Source organism: Sinorhizobium sp. BJ1 (assembly GCF_002531555.1).
In the GTDB taxonomy this organism is placed as follows: Bacteria; Pseudomonadota; Alphaproteobacteria; order Rhizobiales; family Rhizobiaceae; genus Sinorhizobium; species Sinorhizobium fredii_B.
In genome coordinates this window covers 15,625-36,693 of record NZ_NWTH01000035.1, presented here as the reverse complement: position 1 = coordinate 36,693, position 21,069 = coordinate 15,625, and the positions used below count along the sequence as shown (strand labels likewise).

The window sequence follows — 21,069 nt, the reverse complement described above, 5'->3', positions numbered from 1 at the left end:
CAGGCGCTGAGGGACGGGCAGCCTCTTAGCAGATGATGGAGATACAGGCGAATTTGCGGCGCGGCAAACCGATCAGCCGGCCCGGCGCAGGCGTCCGACGCGGCCGTGCCGGTGCTCTTCCTCGAACAGGGCGGCAAGCTGCTCCGTCATCGCGCCCGCAAGTTCGTCCGCATCGACGATCGTCACGGCGCGGCGATAATACCGCGTCACGTCATGGCCGATGCCGATCGCCAGAAGCTCGACCGGCGAACGCGTCTCGATCTGCTCGATGACAGCGCGCAGGTGTCGCTCGAGATAGTTGCCAGGATTCACCGACAGGGTGGAATCGTCGACCGGTGCACCGTCCGAGATCATCATCAGGATTCGTCGTTGCTCCGGCCGGCCGAGCAGGCGGTCGTGCGCCCACATCAGCGCCTCGCCGTCGATATTCTCCTTGAGCAGCCCTTCCCGCATCATCAGGCCGAGATTGCGGCGCGCGCGGCGCCAGGGCGCATCGGCCGACTTGTAGACGATGTGGCGCAGATCGTTGAGGCGGCCCGGCGCTTGAGGCTTGCCGCCCGCGAGCCATTTCTCGCGCGCTTGCCCGCCCTTCCAGGCCTTGGTGGTGAAGCCGAGAATCTCGACCTTGACGCCGCAGCGCTCCAGCGTGCGGGCGAGAATGTCCGCGCAAGTGGCGGCAACGGTGATCGGCCGGCCGCGCATCGAGCCGGAATTGTCGATCAGCAGCGTCACGACGGTGTCGCGGAAATTCGTATCCTTCTCCCGCTTGAAGGAAAGCGGCTGCATCGGATCGATGATGACCCGCTGCAGGCGGGCGGTATCCAGAACCCCCTCCTCGAGATCGAACTCCCAGGACCGGTTCTGCTGCGCCATCAGCCGCCGTTGCAGGCGGTTGGCGAGGCGGCCGACGGCCCCCTGCAGATGGGCGAGCTGCTTGTCGAGGAAGGCGCGCAGACGATCGAGTTCCGCCTCGTCGCAAAGCTCCTCGGCCGTGATGGTCTCGTCGAACTCGCGCGTATAGATCGCGTAATCGACCTTTTCGTTCAGGTCCGCAAAGGGGTGGTTCGGCCGCTTGACCTCGCCGGGCGTTTCGCTGTCCTCGTCGCCCTCGTCCTGAAGGTCGTCGTCGGAGATCTCGGCGCCGTCCATCTCGCCTTCTTCCATCTGCTCCTCGGCAGACTGGTTTTCGTCGGCGGGGGCGGCGTCGGAGCCCTCTTCCTCCTCGCTGGCGTTGTCGTCCTGCTCCTGGCTGCGCGGCTGGTCCTCGTCGGGCTCGCTTTCCTGGTCGTCTGGCTCGATATCGTCCTCGCCGTATTTTTCGGCGACATCCATCGAAGCCAGCATGTCGCGCACGACCCGGGCGAAGGCCTGCTGGTCGTTAACCGCCGCGGGCAGGTTTCTGACGTCGGCGGCGGCCTTCTGCTCGATGAAATCGCGCCAGAGGTCGAGCACCTTGCCGGCGGAAGCCGGCGGCTTCTTGCCGGTCAGCTTCTCCCGCACCAGGAGCGCCACCGCCTCCTCGAGCGGTGCATCCGACTGGCTGTCGATCGCGCCGAAATTGGCCTTGGCATATTTCTCCTCGAGCATTGAGGAGAGATTGTCGGCGACGCCGGGCATCCGGATCGCCCCGATCGCCTCGACGCGCGCCTGCTCGACGGCGTCGAAGATTGCCCGCGCATCCGCGCCTTGCGGCGACATGGTCACATGGATGCGGTCGTTGTGGCACGCCTTGCGCAGCGCCATCGAGTCACCCAGACCGCGCGCCACGGCGAGCTCGTGCCGAGTCGGACGCTTGGAAAGCTCCGGCAGTCGGATGCGCTCGCCGGTCATCCCCGGACGCTCGTTCGCAAAGGCGACCTCGAGCTCCGCATCCCCGGCAATCGACCGGACGCAGCCGGAGAGCGCCCGCTTGAACGGTTCGGCGGCGTTCTCCCTCGTTTGCGGCTTCGCCTTGGAATTCGAGCTCACGACAGTTCCTTCTTCAGCCTAGACGAAGCGATCAGGCCGTGGCTTCCAGCACGATGTTGGCGGCGCTTTCCTTCAGTTCGACGCCAAAGGCACGCTGGTAATGCTCGGCGACCAACGCCCGCTCCAGCTCGTCGCACTTGTTGAGGAAGGTCACACGGAAGGCGAAGGCGATATCGCCGAAGATATGGGCGTTTTCGGCCCAGGTGATCACCGTTCGCGGGCTCATGACGGTCGACAGATCCCCGTTGATGAAGGCGGCGCGGGTGAGATCGGCGACGCGCACCATCTTCGACACGGTATCGCGGCCCTTGTCGGCGGTGAACCCCTTCACCTTGGCAGCGACGATGTCGACTTCCTTGTCATGCGGCAGGTAGTTGAGCGCGGTTACGATCGACCAGCGGTCCATCTGCGCCTGGTTGATCTGCTGCGTGCCGTGATAGAGCCCGGTCGTATCGCCGAGGCCGATCGTGTTGGCGGTGGCGAACAGGCGGAAGGCCGGGTGCGGGCGGATGACGCGGCTCTGGTCGAGCAGTGTCAGCCGGCCGGAGGACTCCAGCACGCGCTGGATGACGAACATCACGTCCGGCCGGCCGGCATCATACTCGTCGAAGACGAGTGCGACGTTGTGCTGATAGGCCCAGGGCAGGATGCCGTCCTTGAATTCGGTGATCTGCAGCCCATCCTTGACGACGATTGCATCCTTGCCGACGAGATCGATACGGCTGACATGGCTGTCGAGATTGATGCGCACGCAGGGCCAGTTGAGGCGCGACGCCACCTGCTCGATATGGGTCGATTTGCCGGTGCCGTGATAGCCGGAAACCATCACGCGTCGGTTGTGCGCAAAGCCTGCAAGAATGGCGAGCGTGGTTTCCCGGTCGAAGAGATAGTCGGGATCGAGTTCGGGCACATAGGCATCGCCCTTCGAATAGGCGGGAACGCGCAGATCCGTATCAATGCCGAAAGCCTCCCGGACAGAGACCGTCGTGTCGGGGAGGTTGGAAATGTCGAGGTCAATCTTGCTCATCATGTCTCCAGAGCGGCTGCCGGACGGCACCCGCGCATACGCCTGCAAAAAGTGCTTTCTGTCATAATGCGCGTTGTTAGCAGAAACCAGCCTGTTTTAACAATTGATAGGCTTGAATCACGGCCCGAAAACGGTCTTCCGAGCCTCTGTCTCCGCCATTCGCATCGGGGTGGTGTTTCTTGACGAGTTCCTTGTAGGCGGCCTTGATATCGGCGGGGGTCGCCGAGGCGGCAAGCCCAAGCGTTTCGAAGGCCTTGGCCTCGAGCGTCTTCAGTTTGCGCAGCCGCGGCTCGTGCCGCGCCGATCGGGCCCGCGCCTCGTTGAAGAAGCCGAACGGATCGCGCATGCGCGCCTGTGCGCCCGCGCTGCCGGAGCGCATCTGGGATTGCGTCGGGCCGTTGCGGGCACTCTTGTTGACACCGACCGTCCAGGTGGGACGATGCCCGGTAACCGCTTCCTTCTGGTAGCGCGCGATCTCCGTGTCCGAGAGCCCGGAGAAATAATTGTACCCCTTGTTGTATTCCTTCACGTGCTCGAAGCAGAACATGAAATATTCGCCCTCGGCATTGCGGCCGACGGGAGCCCGATGCACGCCCGTCTTGTCGCAGCCGTCCCACTGGCACATGGGCGCAGACGGCTCCACGCGCGCCTCTGGCTTGCGGCGCGTGCGGATGCGATCAAAGTATTTTGAATCGAGCTTCATGGCATCCATTATGGGGGTTGCGACGGGTCACAACAAGAATTGACAAAGCGGAATGTTGCTGGCTTTGTGCGCGCATTTTGCATCGCCGGCGCCTTCGAGCCGTAAGAGCAAACAGGGAAATGGGACGGAAGCATGTCGCTGCAAAGCCGTATCGAAGAGAAGCTTGAGAAGGCCTTCCATCCCGAACGGCTGATGGTGATCAACGAGAGCCATCTGCATGCCGGCCACCAGCCGGGTTTCGACGGCGGCGGCGACACCCACATGCGCATCCGCATCGTGTCCAGTGCCTTCGCCGGCATGAGCCGTGTGGCCCGCCACCGGGCCATTAACGACCTGTTGAAATCCGAGCTCGATGCTGGCCTGCATGCGCTTGCCGTCGAGCCGGCTGCGCCAGGCGAGCCGACGCGCTGGTGAGACTAGGGTCAGGTCCTAGAGCCCTGCCGCCTCCTCTTCGGCCGGGCGGATACGTAGCTTGGTGATCCGGTTCTTCACCCGCTTCATGACGATGAAGCGCTTGCCGTAGAAGGTGAAAGCCTGCCGCTCCTCTGGAATGCTCTTGGCTTCGTGGATGACCAGACCGGCGACCGTCGTCGCCTCCTCGTCCGGCAGCGACCAGTCGAGCGCCCGGTTTAGGTCGCGGATCGGCACGGAGCCATCGACGACGATCGATCCGTCGGCTTCCTGGCGAACGCCCTGGATATCGAGATCGTGCTCGTCGGCAATGTCGCCGACGATTTCCTCGAGAATGTCCTCCAGCGTGACGAGGCCTTGGACTTGGCCGTATTCGTCGACGACGATGGCCAGATGCAGCTTACGCCGCAGGAAGGCGTTGAGCTGGTCCTTGAGATTGGTCGTGTCTGGCACGAACCATGGCTTCTGCGCGATCCTGACGATGTCGATCGTGTGCGGTTCGACGCCGGGTTCGGCCAGCGCCCTCTGGAGATCCTTCGAATGGACGACGCCGATGATGTTGTCGGTCGAGCCGCGCCACAGCGGCAGGCGCGTGAAGGGACTTCCGAGTATCTCCCGGACGCAGACCTCCGGCGGCTCCTCCGTGTTGACCGCCTGCATGGCGGTGCGGTGAATCATGATGTCGGACACCTCGAGTTCGCCGAGGTCGAGCACGCCGCCGAGCCGGTCGCGGTCCGCCTTGATCACCGCCCCTTCCCGATGCAGCAGGTCGACGGCGCCGCGCAGTTCCTCCTGGGCCGAAAGCATCGGCCTGTCAGAGGCGACATTCACGCCGGAGAGGTTCAGGAGGCGGCGGACGATCGCATTGATAAGCGCGGATATGGGGCCAGCGACCGCCACGAAGCGTCTTACCATAGGCGCCACGGCAAGCGCGAACCGATCGGGAGAGGCGATCGCCCAGCTCTTCGGCAGCACCTCGCAGAAGAGAACGAGCAGCACCGTCATGCTGACCGTGGCGATCAGAACGGCAAAGTTGCCGACGAGGCCGAGCAATAGGCTGGTCGTCAGCGACGTCGCGAGAATGGTGACGAGGTTGTTGCCGAGGAGCAGCGTTCCAACCAGGCGGTCACGCCGCTCGATCAGGCGATTGACGACGCCGGCCCGCCGGTCGCCATTGCTCTCGAGTGTGTGCATGCGCGCCCGGGAGGTTGCGGTCAAGGCCGCCTCAGACCCGGAGAAGAAAGCCGAAAGGAGCAGAAGGCAGATGACCGAAAGGAGCGGCAGCCAATGGTCCGCCAGAAAGAGCCATAACGCCTCGGCGCTCATCGCGGATGCTTTTCCTTGAGGAAGCCCAGCACCTCCGAAGCCGGAACGTCGTCGGCGACGAAGGACTGGCCGATGCCTCGAGTCAGGATGAAAGTGAGCTTGCCGCCCTTGACCTTCTTGTCCTGGGCGATCGCCTCCATCAGCCGCTCGGCCGGCGGAAGGTCGTCGGGAATATCGGCCATGCGCGTCGGCAGTCCGACCGCCGCGAGGTGGGCTTCGACGCGCCGCGCATCGTCGGGGCTTGCAAGGTTCATCCGGGCGGAAAACTGGTGCGCCAGGACCATGCCGATCGCAACGCCTTCCCCATGCACGAGCCTGCGGCTGTCGTATTCGGTCGCGGCTTCCAGGGCGTGGCCGAAGGTGTGGCCGAGATTGAGCAGCGCACGCAGGCCGTTCTCGCGCTCGTCCGCGGCGACGACGTCGGCCTTGGCCTGACAACTGACGGCAATAGCCTCGATGCGCGCCGCGCCCCCGGAGAAGACCGCCTGCCAGTTGCGCTCGAGCCAGTCGAAGAATTCCGGCTTGTCGATCAGGCCGTATTTGGCAACCTCGGCATAGCCGGCGCGAAACTCGCGTGGGCTCAGCGTATCGAGGACGTCCGTGTCGGCGAGCACGAGATCCGGCTGGTGGAAGACGCCGATCAGGTTCTTGCCGTGCGGCGAGTTGATGCCGGTCTTGCCGCCGACGGAGGAATCGACCTGCGCCAGGAGCGAGGTCGGGATCTGGATGAAGCGCGAACCGCGCCGCACAATGCCGGCCGCAAAGCCGGTCAGATCGCCGATCACGCCGCCGCCAAGCGCGATCACCGCGTCATTGCGCTCGATTCTCGCGGCGAGAATGGCATCGCACACCGGGATCAGCTGCTCGAAGCTCTTGGTCTTCTCGCCTGCGGGCAGAATGAGCGAGACGGCGTCGATGCCGCTCTCCTTCAGGCTCGCCATCAGCGGCTCCAGATAGCGTGGTGCCACGTTTTCATCCGTGATCACCGCCATCCGGCGGCCCTTGAGGCGGGACGCGATTTCCCTGCCCGCCGCGGCAATCAGGCCGGGGCCGATGAGAATGTCATAGGAACGGTCTCCGAGGTTCACCCGGACCCTGCGCTCGGCGGGCGTCGCATGATTGTTCATGGCATATCGACCTTCTTGCAGTCGGCGATGGCGGCGAGGACCTCGTCGACCATCGTTTCCTTTTTCACGTCGCGCGAAAGGACAACGAGATCCGCCTCGGCGTAGATCGGATAGCGGGCGCGCATCAGGTTCTCGAGCGTCTGCCTCGGGTTTTCCGTCTTGAGCAGCGGCCTTGTATCGCGCTTGTTCACCCGCTCCCAGAGAACGTCGAGATCCGCATTCAGCCAGACGGTCAGGCCGCCCTTCCTGATCTGCCGGCGGGAGCGTTCGTTGATATAGGCGCCGCCGCCGGTCGAAACCACCCTTGGGCCCGACCGCAACAGTCGCTTCAGCACCCGCGCCTCTAGCGCCCGGAACTCCTCTTCGCCATAGGCGGCGAAAAGCTCGCTCACGGTCATGCGCGACACGCGTTCGATCTCATGGTCGGAATCGACGAAGGGAACGCCGAGCGCCTGGGCGGTCAGCCGACCAATCGCCGATTTTCCCGCTCCCATCAGGCCGATGAAAATCAGGTTGCGCTTACCGAGTGCGAGCTTCGCCCGTTCGGCGAGCGTCGCGAAAACCGGTTCGGTCACGTCGTTCATTAGGCGTCATAGTCCCCATTCCCCTTCGGTATCGACAAATCGGCCGGGGGCGTCAAGTCGTCGCGCGGAGCCGCGCCACGCTTCTTGAACTTGCCGGGCGAGCCGTTCATATAGATCACGGTCCGCTATGGCGTCACCTGCGTGCTGGAGACTGAAATGCCAACCCTGTTCCGGTTCCTGTTCTTCTGCGCCGTCGCGGCCGGGATGATCTATGGAACCATGGTGGCGCTCGTCACCTTCGTCGAGCCGGTGGAGCGGGACGTGACGGTGCGCATTCCGTCCGAACGGATCAATAAGCCGCAATGACGGATCTTTCGGAGGCCCACCTCGAAGCGTTCCTGGAAATGATGAGCGCCGAGCGGGGTGCGGCGGTCAACACGCTCCAATCCTACGAACGCGATCTCAGGGACGCACGCTCCTTCCTGCGCTCTTCAGGAACGCGGCTCAATGCCGCCACGGCGGACGATCTGAGACGTTATCTCTCGCATCTGGCCGGCGAAGGTTTCAAGGCCTCCTCCCAGGCGCGCCGGCTGTCGGCGCTCAGGCAATTCTACAAGTTCCTCTATGCCGAGGGCCTGCGTGGCGATGACCCGACCGGCATCCTCGACGCGCCGAAGAAAGCGCGCACCTTGCCCAAGACGCTCAGCATAGACGACGTCACCCGGCTGATCGGCGAGGCCGAGGCCCAGGCCGCCGCCGACGGCGAGGACGCCTTCGCGAAGCTTCGCATGCACGCGCTGATCGAGCTTCTCTATGCGACCGGCATGCGCGTCAGCGAGCTCGTGTCGCTGCCTGCAAGCGTGCTTGCGCAGAACGGCCGCTTCCTTGTCATCCGCGGCAAGGGCAACAAGGAAAGGCTTGTACCGCTGTCGCAGGCGGCGATCCGCGCCATGCAGACCTACGGCGATGCGCTGCGCAAGAGAGCGGTCGAAGTGGAGAGCCCCTGGCTGTTCCCTTCCTCCGGAAAATCCGGCCACCTGCCGCGCCAGGTCTTTGCCCGCGACCTCAAGACTCTCGCGGCGCGCGCCGGTATCAGGGTCGCAGCGATCTCGCCGCACGTGCTGCGCCATGCCTTCGCCAGCCACCTTCTCGCCAATGGCGCAGACCTTCGCGCCGTCCAGGAACTGCTCGGTCATTCGGACATTTCGACGACACAAATCTATACGCATGTGCTGGAAGAACGGCTGCACGAGCTGGTGCAAAACCACCACCCTCTTGCCAAACAGGCGAAAAAACAGGATTAGGACCGGCGGGGCAGGTTGGCTTTGCCGGGCGGTCCTTGTCGCAAAATGATCGGAAACGCATCTCATGCACAACTACCTCGACTTCGAAAAACCCATCTCTGATCTCGAGGGCAAGATCCTCGAATTGAAGAAGCTTGCCGGCGAAGACGAGAGCGTGAACACGTCCGACGAGATCTCGCGGCTCGAAGGGCGTGTGCGCGACGCGATGGCGGAGATCTATTCCAAGCTGTCGCCCTGGCAGAAGACGCAGGTCGCGCGCCACCCGTCCCGCCCGCATTTCCTCGACTATGCCGCGGAGCTCTTCACCGAGTTCACGCCCCTTGCGGGCGACCGCAACTTCGCCAATGACGACGCCATCCAGGCGGGCCTGGCGCGGTTCCGCGGCTCGCCGGTTGCGGTGATCGGTCAGGAGAAGGGCAACGACACCAAATCGCGCATCAAGCACAATTTCGGCAGCCCGCGCCCCGAGGGCTACCGCAAGGCGGTCCGCGTGATGGAGATGGCCGACCGGTTCGGCCTGCCGCTCATCACGCTGGTCGATACGGCAGGCGCCTATCCCGGCGTTAACGCCGAGGAGCGCGGCCAAGCCGAGGCGATCGCCCGCTCGACCGAAATGTGCCTCAACATCAAGGTGCCGATCGTCACCGTCGTGATCGGCGAAGGCGGCTCCGGCGGCGCGATCGCGATTGCAACCGGCAACCGCGTCTTCATGCTCGAGCATGCGATCTATAGCGTCATCTCGCCGGAAGGCGCGGCCTCGATCCTATGGCGCGATTCGACGCGCGCCAAGGAAGCGGCCAGCAACATGAAGATCACTGCCGAAGACCTGAAATCGCTCGGCGTAATCGACGGCATCATTCCCGAACCGGTCGGCGGCGCCCACCGCGATCCGCAGGCCGTGATCGGCCGCACCGGCACCGTCATTGCCGACGCGCTGAAAGAGCTTTCCGGGCGCAATGGCGACGAATTGCGGACCGACCGCCGGCAGAAGTACCTGAATATCGGCCGCAATCTCTAGGAGCGGATGAAGAAAAGCGCGAGTGGCGACCGCCATTCGCCTCAACCTTGATCAGAACCCAGGATTAACCACTGCGATTAGATTGACCCGCTCGGCAACCGGAAATCGGGACTGTGGCCAAATCTTGGCCATATTCGTGAGGTCATGAGAAACTGCCGTTTCGCAGGGGGCGCCTGCACGGTTAAGATTTCGTGAAGAATAATGACTTACTGATTCGTTGATACCTCTCCTTCGCGGATGAGGCATATACGGATGAATCTGGCTAAAACGGGCTTTTGCCGATGCGTTTCAGGAATCTTGCAATCATCACCGCCGTCGCAGCCGCGCTTGCCGGGTGCACCAACGAAACGCTCGATTCGGTCAACCTCTCCTCCGTCAAGAACAAGACGGAATACCAGCTTTCCAGCAAGATGGTCAGCAAGATGAGAGAGTTGGGGATGCAGAAGACATCCGCGATCCTGTTGCGCATCTTCAAGGAGGAGGGAACGCTCGAGGTATGGAAGGCGAATGCGTCGAGCCGCTTCCAGCTTCTGAAGAGCTATAAGATCTGCGCCTGGTCCGGCAAGCTCGGCCCCAAGGTGAAGGAGGGCGATCGTCAGGCGCCGGAGGGATTCTACCCGCTCTATCCGCACCAGATGAATCCCAACTCGAACTACTATCTGGCGATCAATACCGGTTTTCCCAACACTTATGACAAGGCGAACGGCCGCAGCGGCACGCACCTGATGATCCACGGCGCCTGCTCGTCTTCGGGCTGCTATTCGATGACCGACGAGCAGATCATCGAGATCTTCGCGCTCGCCCGCGATGCGTTCAAGGGCGGCCAGGAAAACGTCCAGCTGCAGGCCTTCCCCTTCCGGATGACAGCGGAGAACATGGCCCGCCACCGCGACAATTCGAACATCGAATTCTGGAAGATGCTGAAGGCCGGCTACGACCAGTTCGAAGTGACCAAGCGTCCGCCGCAGGTCAATGTCTGCGAGAGGAAATACGTCTTCAACCAGCAGAGCGACGGCAGCTTCAATCCGGCCGGCCAGTGCCCCGCCATGTCGACGCCGCCAGCCTTGCAAGTAGCCATGGCCAATTTCGACAAGGATTATCAGCGCGACTATCAAAAGGCGCTGAAGAAATACGACGGCATGGTCTGGTATGAACCGAGCGAAGCGGAGCGCAAGGCGATCGTTGCCGAGCAACGCAAGGGCCGCGAGCTTGCCTATGCGCCGACCGGCACGTCGCTCGACGCCGGCAAGCTGATGAAGGTGAGCGATCTCGAAAAGCGGCTTGCCGAGCAGAAGGAGGCCCAAGAGGCCAAGCAGGCGGCGCTGATCCAGAAGGAGGCGCTGGAGAAGGCGACCCGTGAAGGCAAGGCCGTGCCCGTCCCGCAGCAGAGCCCGATCGAACGACCCGTTCAACAGGCGGCGCTGCAGACGGCGCCTGTCCAGAAGTCCTTCTGGAAGCTGTTCTCGAAGAGCGAACCCGAGGCGCAGGCGACGGCACCCGTCAACGCGGCACCTGCCGAGCAGAGTGCGGCCCAACCGTCGGCTCAGCCGCCCGCCGAGCAGCGACCTGCCGCTGGTCAGCAGCGGGCAGCCACGCCGGCGGCCGCGCCCAATCCGCAGGTGGCCACCGCCCCTGTGGCCGGCGGAGATGCGGCACCGGCGGAGCAGCCGCCGAGGAAGCGCCCGTTCTGGAAGATCTGGGGCAATTGATGCCTGACGAGGCGAGGGTCGTCTACGACTTGAGGGGGCTGAAATGCCCCCTTCCCGTTTTGAAGACGCGCAAACGCATGGAGAGCCTGGCGCCCGGCGCGCTCATCGAAATCGAAACGACCGATCCCCTGGCAGTGATCGACATTCCGCACTTCTGCAGCGAGGACGGACACCGGCTGGAGCAGGCTGCGTCCACCGCGGGCGGCCACCGTTTTCTCATTCGCAAGAAGACATAGCCACGCGGGCAAGCATCAGTTGAAAAGGCAACGCACTCTCGAACACGATCACCGGCAATGCCGCTGCCAACAGGCTGGATGGCGCAGCCGGCAGCGACATACTGTCCGGGGGCGCAGGCAAGGACCAATTCGTCTTCAGCACGGCGCTCGGCGCGAGCAATGTCGATCATATCCGAGACTTCTCGGCGGTCGACGATATGATCGTGCTGTCAAGCAAGATCTTCACGACATTGACGCCCGGCTCTCTGTCGACGGGTCTTTTCAAGGACATCGCAGCGGCCAAGATCGATGCAAGCGATCGGCTTCTCTATAACGGCGATACCGGCGCTCTCTTTTATGATGCCGATGGTTCTGGCGCCGACAAGGCGGTGCAATTCGCCCATCTCGACAACAAGGCGGCGATTACGTCTGCCGACTTCTTTGTCGTGTGAGGCCACCCGCCGCGTTCGAGCGGGCGCGCGTCAAAATTTCAGGCCGGGTACGGCGAGCGGATTGTCGGTAAGCGCCTGCGCATCGGGGCGATCGACGCGCGGCTTGCCAGTGAAAGCATCGAATAGATCCCGCACGAAAGCCTCTTCCAAGCCCTTGGTGATCAGCACCATCCGCGTCCGGCGGTCGGTCGGGTCGGGCCAGGCGGCAAGCCGTTCGGGCGCGTGAAAGACGGTCTGTACGCCATGCAGCACCACCGGCCGCTCCGGCTTGTCCGCGACGCAAACGATCGCTTTCATACGCAACAGCTTCTCGCCATGCGCCGAGCGCAGGAGGTCGATGAACATCTCCAGCGCCATCGGCTCGATCGGTCGGTCGTGAACGATGCTGAACGAGCGGATGTCGGAGCCGTGGCGATTGACGTCGTGATGGTGGTGATGATGCCCATGATCATCATGATTATGATCATGATCCCCGCCGGACTCGTCCTGCAGCCAGCGGCCGACATCGGCGACCTTGGTCGACGGGTCGTAGAGGCCGCAGTCGAACAGTTCGGCGCGCCCGGCCTCTTCCCTGTCGGCGTCGATGATCGGCGCGCGCGGGTTGAGGTCCTTCAGAACATCTAACGATGCGTCGAGCTGTTGCTTGCTCGCGAGGCCGGTCTTGCTGATCACCAGCCGGTCGGCGACGGCCACCTGCTTCCGGGCCTCGACGTGATTTGCGATCGTCTGCTCACCATTGACGGCGTCGACGACGGCGACCACGCCGTCCAGGCGAAAATTCTGGGCGATCACCGGATTGCCGAGGACCGATTGCAGCACCGGCGCCGGATCGGCAAGGCCGGTCGTTTCGATGACGACCCGCTTCAGCGGCTTGATTCGCCCGGTCTGCATTCGGTCCATCAGATCGGCCAGCGTGTCGACGAGTTCGCCGCGCACGGTGCAGCACAGGCAGCCGTCGGAAAGTTCGATCACCCCGTCGCTCGACGCCTCGACAAGCAGATGGTCGATCGACACATCGCCGAATTCGTTGATGATGACCGCCGTGTCGGCCAGCTGCGGGTCCTTCAGCAAGCGGTTCAGAAGGGTCGTCTTGCCGGCACCCAGAAAGCCGGTCAGGATCGATACCGGCACGACCGGCAATGGACCGTTCATGGAAAGACTCCGTTTTTGAATTGAGCGGGATGCGGGCGGAAAACCGCCCTTACGTCCTTGTCCTCTCTAGAAACTCGGGCGCGGCACCGGGACCGGGATATTGGCGACATCGCCCTGGCCGGCGACGTCGCTGCCCGCCTTGGCGGTCTTATCACCGCTACCCGGAATAAGTCCGGCGAAGGCAAGCTTCAGCGGTCGGTCGATTTCGTGGATATAGGGCGAAAGCAGCTTCTGCCGGCCGGCCTCGTCGCGGCCTTCGCTACGAACCTTCGCCGCCTGCTTGGAGCAGATCTCCTTGCTGACGTCGGCAACCATTTCGCGGCTTTCACCATAAGGCGTGATCGCGGTCAGCGACGGCTTTTCAGCGGCACTGGTCGTCAGTGCGATCTGCAGAAGCCGGGCCGACTCGTCGGCGCGGGCGCCGAGGCTGTCCTCGCCGAGCACCACGGATACGACGCTGCGGCCATCCCGGGTCGCCGACGACACCTGGTTGAAGCCCGACGCGCAAATGAATCCGGTCTTCATGCCGTCGGCACCTTCGAAGCGGCCGATCAGCATGTTGTAATTGGCATAGTCCTTCTTGCCGGTGGTGAAGCCTTCCAGCGAAAAATAGGAAGCGTATTGCGGAAATTCGCGCTTAAGCGTGATCGCCAGAACGGCGAGGTCGCGCGCGGTCGTGTACTGGCCCGGGCCTGGCAACCCGTTGGCGTTGATGAAATGCGACGAGGTCATGCCGATCCGCCGCGCTTCCGCATTCATCCGATCGATGAACGCCTGTTCCGATCCGCCGACCGTTTCGGCAATTGCCACGGCCACGTCGTTGGCCGACTTGACGAGCATCATCTTCAACGCGCTGTCGAGCGTCATCGCCTGGCCGGGCTTGTAGAACATCTTGCTCGGCGGCTCGGACGCAGCGTTCTTCGTCATTACGACCGGGCTTTCCAGCGTCAACTGTCCGGCCTTGATCGCCTGAAACGTCGTATAGGCCGTCATCAGCTTCGTCAGCGACGCCGGATACCATTTCTGGAAAATGTCCTGATGCTCGTAGACTTTGAGAGTTGCGACGTCGACGACGAGCCGCGGATTGGCCGACGCCGGAAGCGCCGCCGCCAATGCCGCACAAACACCGGCAAGGACGCCCATCGCTCCTACCCTGTTGCGCATCCTAAGTCGAACTGTCACCACTATCCTTAACCTCGAATTTCCGCAGTTGCCTCGTATCGTCCGGCTATTTAGCCTATATGGCAAGGAGATGGCAAAGCCATTCACCTGGCCTCGGGGCCATCCACCGAACAGACCCACAGGGAATCATCATGCCGATATTGAACCGTGCCGCCGAACTCCAGAACGAAGTGACCGAGTGGCGGCGCCATCTGCACATGAACCCGGAGCTCCTTTTCGCGGTGGAAAATACGGCAGCCTTCGTCGAAAAGAAACTGAAGGAATTCGGCGTTGACGAGATCGTGACCGGCCTCGGCCGGACCGGCGTCGTCGGCCTCATCCGCGGCAATTTCGGCTCGGGCCGCACCATCGGCCTGCGGGCCGACATGGACGCCCTGCCGATCACCGAGACGGGCGGCAAGGCCTGGTCCTCGACCACGCCCGGCAAGATGCACGCCTGCGGCCACGACGGTCACACGGCCATGCTGCTCGGTGCCGCGAAATATCTCGCCGAGACGCGCAATTTCGCCGGCAGCGTCGCCGTCATCTTCCAGCCGGCCGAGGAAGGCGGCGGCGGCGGCAACGAGATGGTCAAGGACGGCATGATGGAGCGCTTCGCCATCGAGGAGGTCTACGGCATGCACAACATGCCCGGCATGCCGGTCGGCCATTTCGGCAGCCGCGTCGGCCCTATCATGGCCTCCACCGACGAGTTCACCATTACGGTCAAAGGCCGCGGCGGTCACGCGGCACAGCCGCACAAGACCATCGACCCGATCGCCATCGGCGCGCAGGTCGTCAACGCGCTGCAGACGATTGCCTCGCGCACCGTCGACCCGCTCGCGTCGATCGTCGTCTCCGTCACCAAGTTCAATGCCGGCTTCGCTCACAACGTCATTCCGGAACAGGCGGTGCTGGCCGGCACGGTGCGTGCGCTGACGCCGCAGGTGCGCGACATCGGCGAGGCGCGGATCCGCCAAATCGCCGAAAGCATTGCCGGCGCTTATGGCGCGACCGTCGACGTCTGGTACGGCCGCAACTATCCCGTGACGGTTAATCATGCGGAAGAGACCGGCCACGCACTTGCCGTCGCCGCGACGGTTGCCGGCGACGGCAATGTCAACGCCGCGCTCGACCCGATGATGGGCGGCGAGGATTTCTCCTACATGCTGCTTGCCCGGCCCGGCGCTTTCGTCTTCATCGGCAATGGCGAATCCGCCGGCCTTCATCACCCCGCTTACGACTTCAACGACGAGGTGATCCCGCACGGGATCACCTACTGGGTGAAGCTCGCGGAAACGCGGCTAGCCGCCTGAAAGACCTGAGCGGGGGGCAAATGCATCAGATCGACAAGACCGATCGCAGAATCCTGAACATCCTGCAGGCGGACGGGCGGATCACCAATCTCGAACTGGCGGACCGGATCGGCCTCTCTCCGACCGCGACGAGCGAGCGGCTGCGGCGGCTCCTGAAGGAAGGGTATGTGTCCGGCTTTGGGGCACGGCTCGATCCGCACAAGCTCGGCTTCGGGCTGCTGGTCTTCATCGAGGTAATGCTCGACAAGACGACGCCGGAAGTCTTCGATCAGTTCGCCGCCGCCATCAAACAGGCGCCGGCCGTGCTCGAATGCCACATGGTCGCCGGCGGCTTCGACTACCTCGTCAAGACCCGCTTCGAGGACATGGCCGCCTACCGCAATTTCCTCGGCCAGGTGCTGTGGACGCTGCCGGGCGTCAAGGAAACCCGCACCTATGCGGTGATGGAGGAAATCAAGAACGATGGGCCGCTGCCGCTCGTTTGACAGCAGCAGCCTATCGGGTCACGCCTTTATAGACGCCATGTCGATGACGAACCGATAGCGCACGTCGCTCTTCAGCACCCTCTCATAGGCTGCATTGATCTCTTGCATCTGGATAATCTCGATCTCCGAGACGATGCCGTGCTCGCCGCAGAAATCCAGCATCTCCTGCGTTTCCTTGATGGAACCGATCATGGAGCCGGAAATGCTGCGCCGCGCCGGCACCAGCGAGAAGGCATGGACCGGTACGGGGTTCTCCGGAATGCCGACGACCACGAAATCACCGTCGACCTTCAGGAGATTGAGATAGGCATTCCAGTCGATCTCGGTTCCTACGGTGCAGATGATCAGATCGAAGCTTCCGGCGAGCTTCTCGAAGGTCTGCGGATCGTTGGTTGCATAGTAATGGTCGGCGCCGAGTCTCAGCCCGTCTTCCTTCTTTGAAAGGCTCTGGCTGAGGACGGTGACGTCTGCGCCCATCGCATGGGCGAGCTTGACGCCCATGTGGCCGAGACCGCCCATGCCGACGATCGCCACCTTCTTTCCAGGCCCGGCTTTCCAGTGGCGGAGCGGCGAGTAGAGGGTGATCCCAGCGCAGAGCAGCGGCGCTGCCGCATCAAGCGGCAGGTTCTCCGGGATCGAAAGGACATAGCCTTCCTTGACGACGATGTGGTCGGAATAGCCGCCCTGGGTGGGAGTCTTTCCATCGGCCTCGACGCCGTTATAGGTCACGACCAGGCCCGGCATATAGTGTTCGAGATCGACATCACGGGTGGCACAGGTCGTGCAGGAATCGACGAAGCAGCCGACGCCGACCCGGTCGCCGAGCTTGAACTTCGTCACCTTCGAGCCGACCGCTCGAACGATGCCGACGATTTCGTGGCCCGGCACCATGGGGAAGGTCGCGTTTCCCCATTCATCGCGGGCCTGGTGGATATCGGAATGGCAGACGCCGCAATATTGGATGTCGATGACGACGTCGTCGTCACGCGCTTCGCGACGCTCGAAGGTGAAAGGGGCGAGCGGCTTCGATGCGTCCGTTGCCGCATATCCTCTTGCAATGGCCATGGGTCTTTCCTTCATGTCTGGGAATAGCGCGCCTAGGGAGGCATGGACCTCGGGCGGCAAGGCGGACTATGCTGTCCCGACGGCCGTTGCGTTAGTGCGATCCTGCAAAGTTTTTGCACAATCCTGCAAGAATGAATGAAACGCGGTGGCGGCATCGCGTTTTCTTCCTATCTGTGTCGCACCCCGCAAAGATCTAAAGCACTGGAAAGAACGCCGAATATGACCGTTACGACACCGACGCCGCGCCAGGAGATGATCGAGATCATTGCCCGAATTGCCGGGCACGACGGCGACCATCCGACCATCGTGCCTGGCCTCAGTGTTCACCGGCATTCGAGCTCCGCCAAGCCGAACTGTGCCGCCTATAAGCCGAGCCTGGCCATCATCGTCCAGGGCGCCAAGCGCGTCGTTCTGGGCGGGGAACTCTTCGTCTATGGAGCGTCGGACTATCTGCTGACCTCGATCGACCTGCCGGTACTGTCGCAAATCTCGCTGGCTTCCAGCGAGGAGCCCTATCTCAGCATGAATTTTCAGATCGATACGGCGAAGATTCCGGCGCTTCTCGACAGGATCGGCGACCAGCCGGCGGGGTCGCCCGCCTCGCCGCGCGGCATGACGGTCAACAAGCTTACGACCGATCTGGAAGATGCGGCGCTGCGCCTGCTGCGGCTTCTCGATAGGCCCGTCGAGATGGCCGTCCTGTTTCCCCTCATCGAACAGGAAATTCTCTATCGGCTGCTGGTCGGGCCGCATGGGGCGAGGCTGCGGCAGATGACGACGGCCGAGAGCCAGCCACACCAGATCGGCCGCGCCGTCGCCTGGCTGAAGGAACATTATTCCCGGCCGCTGCGCATCGACGATCTGGCAAGCCGGGTCAGCATGAGCGTCTCCTCGCTGCATCATCATTTCAAGGCGATTACGGCGATGAGCCCGCTGCAATACCAGAAGCAGCTCCGCCTGCAGGAGGCGCGACGTCTGATGCTGGAGGAGCGCCTCGACGCGGGCGACGCCGGCCACCAGGTCGGCTACGACAGTCAGTCGCAGTTCAGCCGCGAATATGCCCGTCACTTCGGCGAACCGCCCGCGCGCGACATTGGCCGCGTTCGCCGCAGCCTCGTCGACCGCCTGACCGGCGAGGCGGAGATGCTGAGCGAAGGCTAGCCTTACCAACCCTCGTCAAGCACCTTTGCCAGCATGTCGGCGAAGAAGTCGGCGCTCTCGCGGCTGAGGCAGAGCGGCGGCTTGATCTTCAGCACGTTGAGGTGGTCGCCGGTCGGCTGCATGATGACGCCGAGATCAAGGAGACGGTTGCAGATTGCCGCTGTCTCTTCCGTCGCGGGCTCGAGCGTCTCGCGGTCGCGGACGAATTCGACACCGAGATAGAGCCCCATGCCGTGAACCGCGCCGACGATCGGGAACCGTGCCCGAAGCGCCTCGAGCCGATCCCTCAAGTGGTCGCCGACGGTGCGGGCATTCTCCTGCAGGGCCTCGTCATGCAGGATGTCGAGGACGGTTAGTCCGACGACGGAGCTCACCGGGCTGCCGCCGGCGGACGAGAAGAAATAGCCCTCCCCCTCCAGCGCGTCGGCGATCTCGCGGCGGGTAATCACGGCACCGAGCGGGTGGCCATTGCCCATGCCCTTGGCGACGGTGATGATATCCGGCACGACGCCCTGTTGCTCGAAGCCCCAAAAATAATGCCCGAGCCGGCCATAGCCGACCTGCACCTCGTCGGCGATGCAGATGCCGCCGCGCGCCCTCACCATTGCATAGACGGCTTCGAGATAGCCGGGCGGCAGCGGTATGCCGCCGGCATTGCCGTAAACAGTCTCGCAGATGAAGCCGGCGAGGCTTCCCTCCTTCTCGTCCAGTTCCGCGAGCTTTGCAGCGACGGTGCCGACGTATTCACCCGTCGAGCTTTCGCCGCGATATGGCCCGCGATAGGTGTTCGGCGAGACGACCGGATGCACCCAGTCCGGCCGGGTGGTCAGCGCCTGCGGATTGTCGGCAATCGAGGTCGAGACCGCGTCGCTCGCCGCCGTCCAGCCATGATAGGCTTCCAGCAGAGAGAGAATGTTGCGCGCGCCGGAATAGGCCCAGGCGAGCCGTATGGCGAGGTCGTTGGCCTCCGATCCGCTGTTGACGAGGAAGACGGTATCGAGCCCTTCCGGTGCAAGCCCTGCAAGCCGCTCTGAAAACTCGGCGACCGCCGCGTAGTGAAAGCGCGAGTTCGTATTGAGCAGCGACCATTGCCGCCCGACCGCGGCGGACATACGCGGATGGCCGTGGCCGACGATGGTGACGTTGTTGACCATGTCGAGATAGGCCCGCCCTTCGACGTCGAAGAGGTGCTCCTTCCAGCCGCGCTCGATTTCGGGCGGCTTGCGGTAGTAATTCTTCTGCGGGCGCGCGAAATGGCGTTGACGCCGTTCCAGCAGCGCCGCCGCATCGGGCGCGGGCGCATCGCAATCGAAACCGAGGACACGCGCCGGCGACGGGCAAAGCCGACGCCAGGCCCCCGCCTGATGCGCGGCCGCGAAGGGTGGCGGATTGATTTCCCCGGCTGTGCAGAGTTGGACACGCATGAAACCGAGCGACGTGGGGTTGGCGGGGATCGTTCCGATCCGGTCCCCTGCCTCGACGCTTCCACCGTCACCTGCTGCCGGCTCGATACCCAGCAGATGAAGGTGGAGGCCTTGTGCCGAGAGGATCAGCCTGCCACCGCGCTGGTGGAGTTGGCCGGCAAACGGGGCGTGAACCGCCGTCTGTCCGTGCAGGCAAAGGTCGACATGGAGGGCGAGGGTCTTGGGAGCCTTCGCCTGAACAAGCCGCGTTTCCGTCAGGCGGAACTCGCCGTAGCGGGTCGCAGCAGTGCCCGCCGCACGCGCCGCCGACTGCAGAAGCAGCGCCTCGGTGTCCTCATAGTGCCAGCGGTCGGCGGGCAGATGCGGTCCGAGCAACGACAGGTCGACAATCCCGACACGGCCCGGGTCGACATCCGGCAGCAGGCGGCCAGGCATCGGAAGGTCGGTCGGCAGCGCCTCCTTGCCGACGGCCTGACGGATTGCACAGTCCATAAGCTCGAAGGGAACGGAGACGGCGACATCGAAGATCTCGCGCTCGTGCGCGGCGTTGCCCTGGACATAGGCATTGTCCGGCTCGATCTCGAGCTGATGTTCAGAGCTGGCGACCAGAATGCCGGCTCTCGCGACGATCAGCGGCCAGAGCGCCTTGAGTTCCGCCTCCGTCAGCGGGCAGACCGCATGGAAAGCCTTGACCGCCGGCAGGATGCGGAAAGGATCGCCATCCGCGTGGTGAAGCAGCGACGCACAGGTAACGGCAAGATCCGCGACCAGCCAGCCCTTCAGCACGTCGCCGAAATCGATGACGCCCTCGGGAACGAGGCGGCCGCTCTTCTCCGCCCTGCTCACCACATTGTCGTCGGTGACGTCCTGATGGATCGCCTGCAGGCGGAGCTCCGGCATCAGCGGCTGCACACGGCGCATCGCACCCACCATCGCTTCGGCGATGCGCTTGCGCATATCGACGTCCGTCATCGCCGAAAGCAGCTGGAGCGCCACCGGACCCGCCCGCCGCAGATCCCATTGCAGTTCTCGCTCGAGTCCCGGATGATCGAAGTCCACGAGCGCCGCGGCGAGCCGGCCAGCGAGGTCGCCGAGGGCCGAAACGGTTTCTACCGAGAGATGCTTGCGGCGCGTCAGCGGCGTGCCCTCGAGATAGCTGAGCAGCCGGAACTGGTAGGTGACGTCGCGCACGACGGCCGTGACAATCTCGTCGCCATCGAGTGAAGCCACGACCCTCGGCACCAGCGGCGCATCGGCCTTGGCGCCCACATGCCGCAACGCCGCGTTCTGGGCCTCGAGCTCGACGCGCGCGTATTCCGCTCTCGCGATCTTCAGCACGAAGCGACCGTCGCCTGTGTCGACGCGATAGTTGCGGTCCTGCTGGCTGCCGAGCTCGACGAGTTCGCCCGAGAGGCCGTAGTGCTCCTGCAGGATCGCCTTCGCTTCGTCGGCCGACACGTCGGGCCTTGCGAGCTCAGTGCGGCGCTTCAGCGAGTCCTCTTCCATCATTCCGCTCCCGTC

At 63.5% G+C, this 21,069-nt stretch carries 20 protein-coding genes and 1 pseudogene; 11 read left to right on the top strand and 10 right to left on the bottom strand.

Features of this window, described 5'->3' with window-relative positions:
• Window positions 1-72: 72 nt before the first annotated feature.
• From cobT to CO676_RS28490, 3 genes are all read right to left on the bottom strand, one after another.
• Complete coding sequence (cobT, locus tag CO676_RS28500; RefSeq protein WP_097523567.1) at window positions 73-1,968, bottom strand: cobaltochelatase subunit CobT; 1,896 nt, start codon at window positions 1,966-1,968, stop codon at window positions 73-75.
• Between the two features lie 31 nt (window positions 1,969-1,999).
• Window positions 2,000-2,995: a cobaltochelatase subunit CobS gene (cobS, locus tag CO676_RS28495; protein ID WP_014765723.1), complete on the bottom strand. Its 996-nt coding sequence runs from the start codon at window positions 2,993-2,995 to the stop codon at window positions 2,000-2,002.
• A 76-nt stretch (window positions 2,996-3,071) separates the two neighbouring features.
• The gene (locus tag CO676_RS28490) at window positions 3,072-3,707 is read right to left on the bottom strand and encodes a J domain-containing protein (RefSeq protein WP_097523566.1); all 636 of its coding nucleotides are present in this window, start codon (window positions 3,705-3,707) and stop codon (window positions 3,072-3,074) included.
• Between the two features lie 123 nt (window positions 3,708-3,830).
• On the opposite strand from CO676_RS28490, the gene CO676_RS28485 reads away from it, so the two are divergent.
• Window positions 3,831-4,112 (top strand): BolA family transcriptional regulator, encoded by a 282-nt coding sequence (locus tag CO676_RS28485; protein ID WP_014765725.1) that lies wholly within the window; start codon window positions 3,831-3,833, stop codon window positions 4,110-4,112.
• Window positions 4,113-4,127: 15 nt separating this feature from the next.
• On the opposite strand, the gene CO676_RS28480 is transcribed toward CO676_RS28485, so the two are convergent.
• From CO676_RS28480 to CO676_RS28470, 3 genes are read right to left on the bottom strand one after another with little or no spacing between them, the layout of a single operon-like run.
• On the bottom strand, window positions 4,128-5,435 hold the full coding sequence (locus CO676_RS28480; protein WP_097523565.1) for an HlyC/CorC family transporter: 1,308 nt from the start codon (window positions 5,433-5,435) through the stop codon (window positions 4,128-4,130).
• Window positions 5,432-6,562 (bottom strand): 3-dehydroquinate synthase, encoded by a 1,131-nt coding sequence (gene aroB, locus CO676_RS28475; RefSeq protein ID WP_097523564.1) that lies wholly within the window; start codon window positions 6,560-6,562, stop codon window positions 5,432-5,434. Before aroB ends, CO676_RS28480 begins: the two co-directional genes overlap by 4 nt.
• Window positions 6,559-7,146 carry a shikimate kinase gene (locus tag CO676_RS28470; RefSeq protein WP_014765728.1) on the bottom strand — a complete coding sequence of 196 codons (588 nt, stop codon included), beginning with the start codon at window positions 7,144-7,146 and terminating at the stop codon, window positions 6,559-6,561. The genes aroB and CO676_RS28470 overlap by 4 nt, the downstream gene beginning before the upstream one ends.
• 156 nt (window positions 7,147-7,302) lie before the next feature.
• On the opposite strand from CO676_RS28470, the gene CO676_RS28465 reads away from it, so the two are divergent.
• The 7 genes and pseudogenes from CO676_RS28465 (at window position 7,303) to CO676_RS36390 (ending at window position 11,784) form a co-directional block, all read left to right on the top strand.
• Complete coding sequence (locus CO676_RS28465) at window positions 7,303-7,452, top strand: hypothetical protein (protein WP_014765730.1); 150 nt, start codon at window positions 7,303-7,305, stop codon at window positions 7,450-7,452.
• Window positions 7,449-8,390, top strand: a complete 942-nt coding sequence (xerD, locus tag CO676_RS28460) for a site-specific tyrosine recombinase XerD (protein WP_097523563.1) — start codon at window positions 7,449-7,451, stop codon at window positions 8,388-8,390. Before CO676_RS28465 ends, xerD begins: the two co-directional genes overlap by 4 nt.
• A gap of 64 nt (window positions 8,391-8,454) precedes the next feature.
• A complete protein-coding gene (locus tag CO676_RS28455) occupies window positions 8,455-9,408 on the top strand; it encodes an acetyl-CoA carboxylase carboxyltransferase subunit alpha (RefSeq protein WP_014765732.1) in 954 nt (317 codons plus the stop codon).
• A 281-nt stretch (window positions 9,409-9,689) separates the two neighbouring features.
• Window positions 9,690-11,117, top strand: coding sequence for a murein L,D-transpeptidase family protein (locus CO676_RS28450; protein WP_097523562.1), 1,428 nt, complete (start codon window positions 9,690-9,692; stop codon window positions 11,115-11,117).
• Entirely contained in the window at window positions 11,117-11,353 is a 237-nt protein-coding gene (locus tag CO676_RS28445) for a sulfurtransferase TusA family protein (protein WP_014765734.1), read from the top strand. Before CO676_RS28450 ends, CO676_RS28445 begins: the two co-directional genes overlap by 1 nt.
• A 38-nt stretch (window positions 11,354-11,391) precedes the next feature.
• Window positions 11,392-11,469: pseudogene (locus tag CO676_RS36870) on the top strand (hypothetical protein); the annotation flags it as partial.
• 87 nt (window positions 11,470-11,556) lie between these two features.
• Window positions 11,557-11,784, top strand: a complete 228-nt coding sequence (locus CO676_RS36390) for a hypothetical protein (protein WP_245424522.1) — start codon at window positions 11,557-11,559, stop codon at window positions 11,782-11,784.
• A gap of 30 nt (window positions 11,785-11,814) precedes the next feature.
• Here CO676_RS36390 and CO676_RS28435 read toward each other — a convergent pair whose 3' ends face one another.
• Both CO676_RS28435 and CO676_RS28430 read right to left on the bottom strand, forming a co-directional pair.
• Window positions 11,815-12,936 (bottom strand): GTP-binding protein, encoded by a 1,122-nt coding sequence (locus tag CO676_RS28435; protein WP_097523561.1) that lies wholly within the window; start codon window positions 12,934-12,936, stop codon window positions 11,815-11,817.
• Window positions 12,937-13,002: 66 nt separating this feature from the next.
• Window positions 13,003-14,079 (bottom strand): D-alanyl-D-alanine carboxypeptidase family protein, encoded by a 1,077-nt coding sequence (locus tag CO676_RS28430; RefSeq protein WP_179875685.1) that lies wholly within the window; start codon window positions 14,077-14,079, stop codon window positions 13,003-13,005.
• 170 nt (window positions 14,080-14,249) lie between these two features.
• Here CO676_RS28430 and CO676_RS28425 point away from each other — a divergent pair, with 170 nt between their 5' ends.
• Window positions 14,250-15,413 carry a M20 aminoacylase family protein gene (locus tag CO676_RS28425; RefSeq protein WP_097523559.1) on the top strand — a complete coding sequence of 388 codons (1,164 nt, stop codon included), beginning with the start codon at window positions 14,250-14,252 and terminating at the stop codon, window positions 15,411-15,413.
• Window positions 15,414-15,433: 20 nt separating this feature from the next.
• The gene (locus CO676_RS28420) at window positions 15,434-15,898 is read left to right on the top strand and encodes an Lrp/AsnC ligand binding domain-containing protein (RefSeq protein WP_014329579.1); all 465 of its coding nucleotides are present in this window, start codon (window positions 15,434-15,436) and stop codon (window positions 15,896-15,898) included.
• Window positions 15,899-15,916: 18 nt separating this feature from the next.
• Here CO676_RS28420 and CO676_RS28415 read toward each other — a convergent pair whose 3' ends face one another.
• Window positions 15,917-16,963, bottom strand: a complete 1,047-nt coding sequence (locus CO676_RS28415) for an NAD(P)-dependent alcohol dehydrogenase (protein ID WP_097523558.1) — start codon at window positions 16,961-16,963, stop codon at window positions 15,917-15,919.
• A 219-nt stretch (window positions 16,964-17,182) separates the two neighbouring features.
• Between CO676_RS28415 and CO676_RS28410 the strand changes: the two genes are divergently transcribed.
• Complete coding sequence (locus CO676_RS28410) at window positions 17,183-18,124, top strand: AraC family transcriptional regulator (protein WP_041414645.1); 942 nt, start codon at window positions 17,183-17,185, stop codon at window positions 18,122-18,124.
• Window positions 18,125-18,126: 2 nt separating this feature from the next.
• Here CO676_RS28410 and CO676_RS28405 read toward each other — a convergent pair whose 3' ends face one another.
• Window positions 18,127-21,057 (bottom strand): aminotransferase, encoded by a 2,931-nt coding sequence (locus tag CO676_RS28405; RefSeq protein WP_179875684.1) that lies wholly within the window; start codon window positions 21,055-21,057, stop codon window positions 18,127-18,129.
• Window positions 21,058-21,069 lie beyond the last annotated feature (12 nt).

Bases quoted from the DNA above. Each gene is read 5' to 3' on its own strand.
- CO676_RS28450 (WP_097523562.1), top strand. From the start codon at position 9,690: ATGCGTTTCAGGAATCTTGCAATCATCACCGCCGTCGCAGCCGCGCTT.
- cobS (WP_014765723.1), bottom strand. From the start codon at position 2,995: ATGAGCAAGATTGACCTCGACATTTCCAACCTCCCCGACACGACGGTC.
- CO676_RS28405 (WP_179875684.1), bottom strand. From the start codon at position 21,057: ATGATGGAAGAGGACTCGCTGAAGCGCCGCACTGAGCTCGCAAGGCCC.
- aroB (WP_097523564.1), bottom strand. From the start codon at position 6,562: ATGAACAATCATGCGACGCCCGCCGAGCGCAGGGTCCGGGTGAACCTC.
- CO676_RS28420 (WP_014329579.1), top strand. From the start codon at position 15,434: ATGCATCAGATCGACAAGACCGATCGCAGAATCCTGAACATCCTGCAG.
- CO676_RS28425 (WP_097523559.1), top strand. From the start codon at position 14,250: ATGCCGATATTGAACCGTGCCGCCGAACTCCAGAACGAAGTGACCGAG.
- xerD (WP_097523563.1), top strand. From the start codon at position 7,449: ATGACGGATCTTTCGGAGGCCCACCTCGAAGCGTTCCTGGAAATGATG.
- CO676_RS28485 (WP_014765725.1), top strand. From the start codon at position 3,831: ATGTCGCTGCAAAGCCGTATCGAAGAGAAGCTTGAGAAGGCCTTCCAT.
- CO676_RS28430 (WP_179875685.1), bottom strand. From the start codon at position 14,079: ATGGGCGTCCTTGCCGGTGTTTGTGCGGCATTGGCGGCGGCGCTTCCG.
- CO676_RS28480 (WP_097523565.1), bottom strand. From the start codon at position 5,435: ATGAGCGCCGAGGCGTTATGGCTCTTTCTGGCGGACCATTGGCTGCCG.
- CO676_RS28455 (WP_014765732.1), top strand. From the start codon at position 8,455: ATGCACAACTACCTCGACTTCGAAAAACCCATCTCTGATCTCGAGGGC.
- CO676_RS28435 (WP_097523561.1), bottom strand. From the start codon at position 12,936: ATGAACGGTCCATTGCCGGTCGTGCCGGTATCGATCCTGACCGGCTTT.
- CO676_RS28490 (WP_097523566.1), bottom strand. From the start codon at position 3,707: ATGGATGCCATGAAGCTCGATTCAAAATACTTTGATCGCATCCGCACG.
- CO676_RS28415 (WP_097523558.1), bottom strand. From the start codon at position 16,963: ATGGCCATTGCAAGAGGATATGCGGCAACGGACGCATCGAAGCCGCTC.
- CO676_RS28410 (WP_041414645.1), top strand. From the start codon at position 17,183: ATGACCGTTACGACACCGACGCCGCGCCAGGAGATGATCGAGATCATT.
- CO676_RS28470 (WP_014765728.1), bottom strand. From the start codon at position 7,146: ATGAACGACGTGACCGAACCGGTTTTCGCGACGCTCGCCGAACGGGCG.
- CO676_RS28445 (WP_014765734.1), top strand. From the start codon at position 11,117: ATGCCTGACGAGGCGAGGGTCGTCTACGACTTGAGGGGGCTGAAATGC.
- CO676_RS28465 (WP_014765730.1), top strand. From the start codon at position 7,303: ATGCCAACCCTGTTCCGGTTCCTGTTCTTCTGCGCCGTCGCGGCCGGG.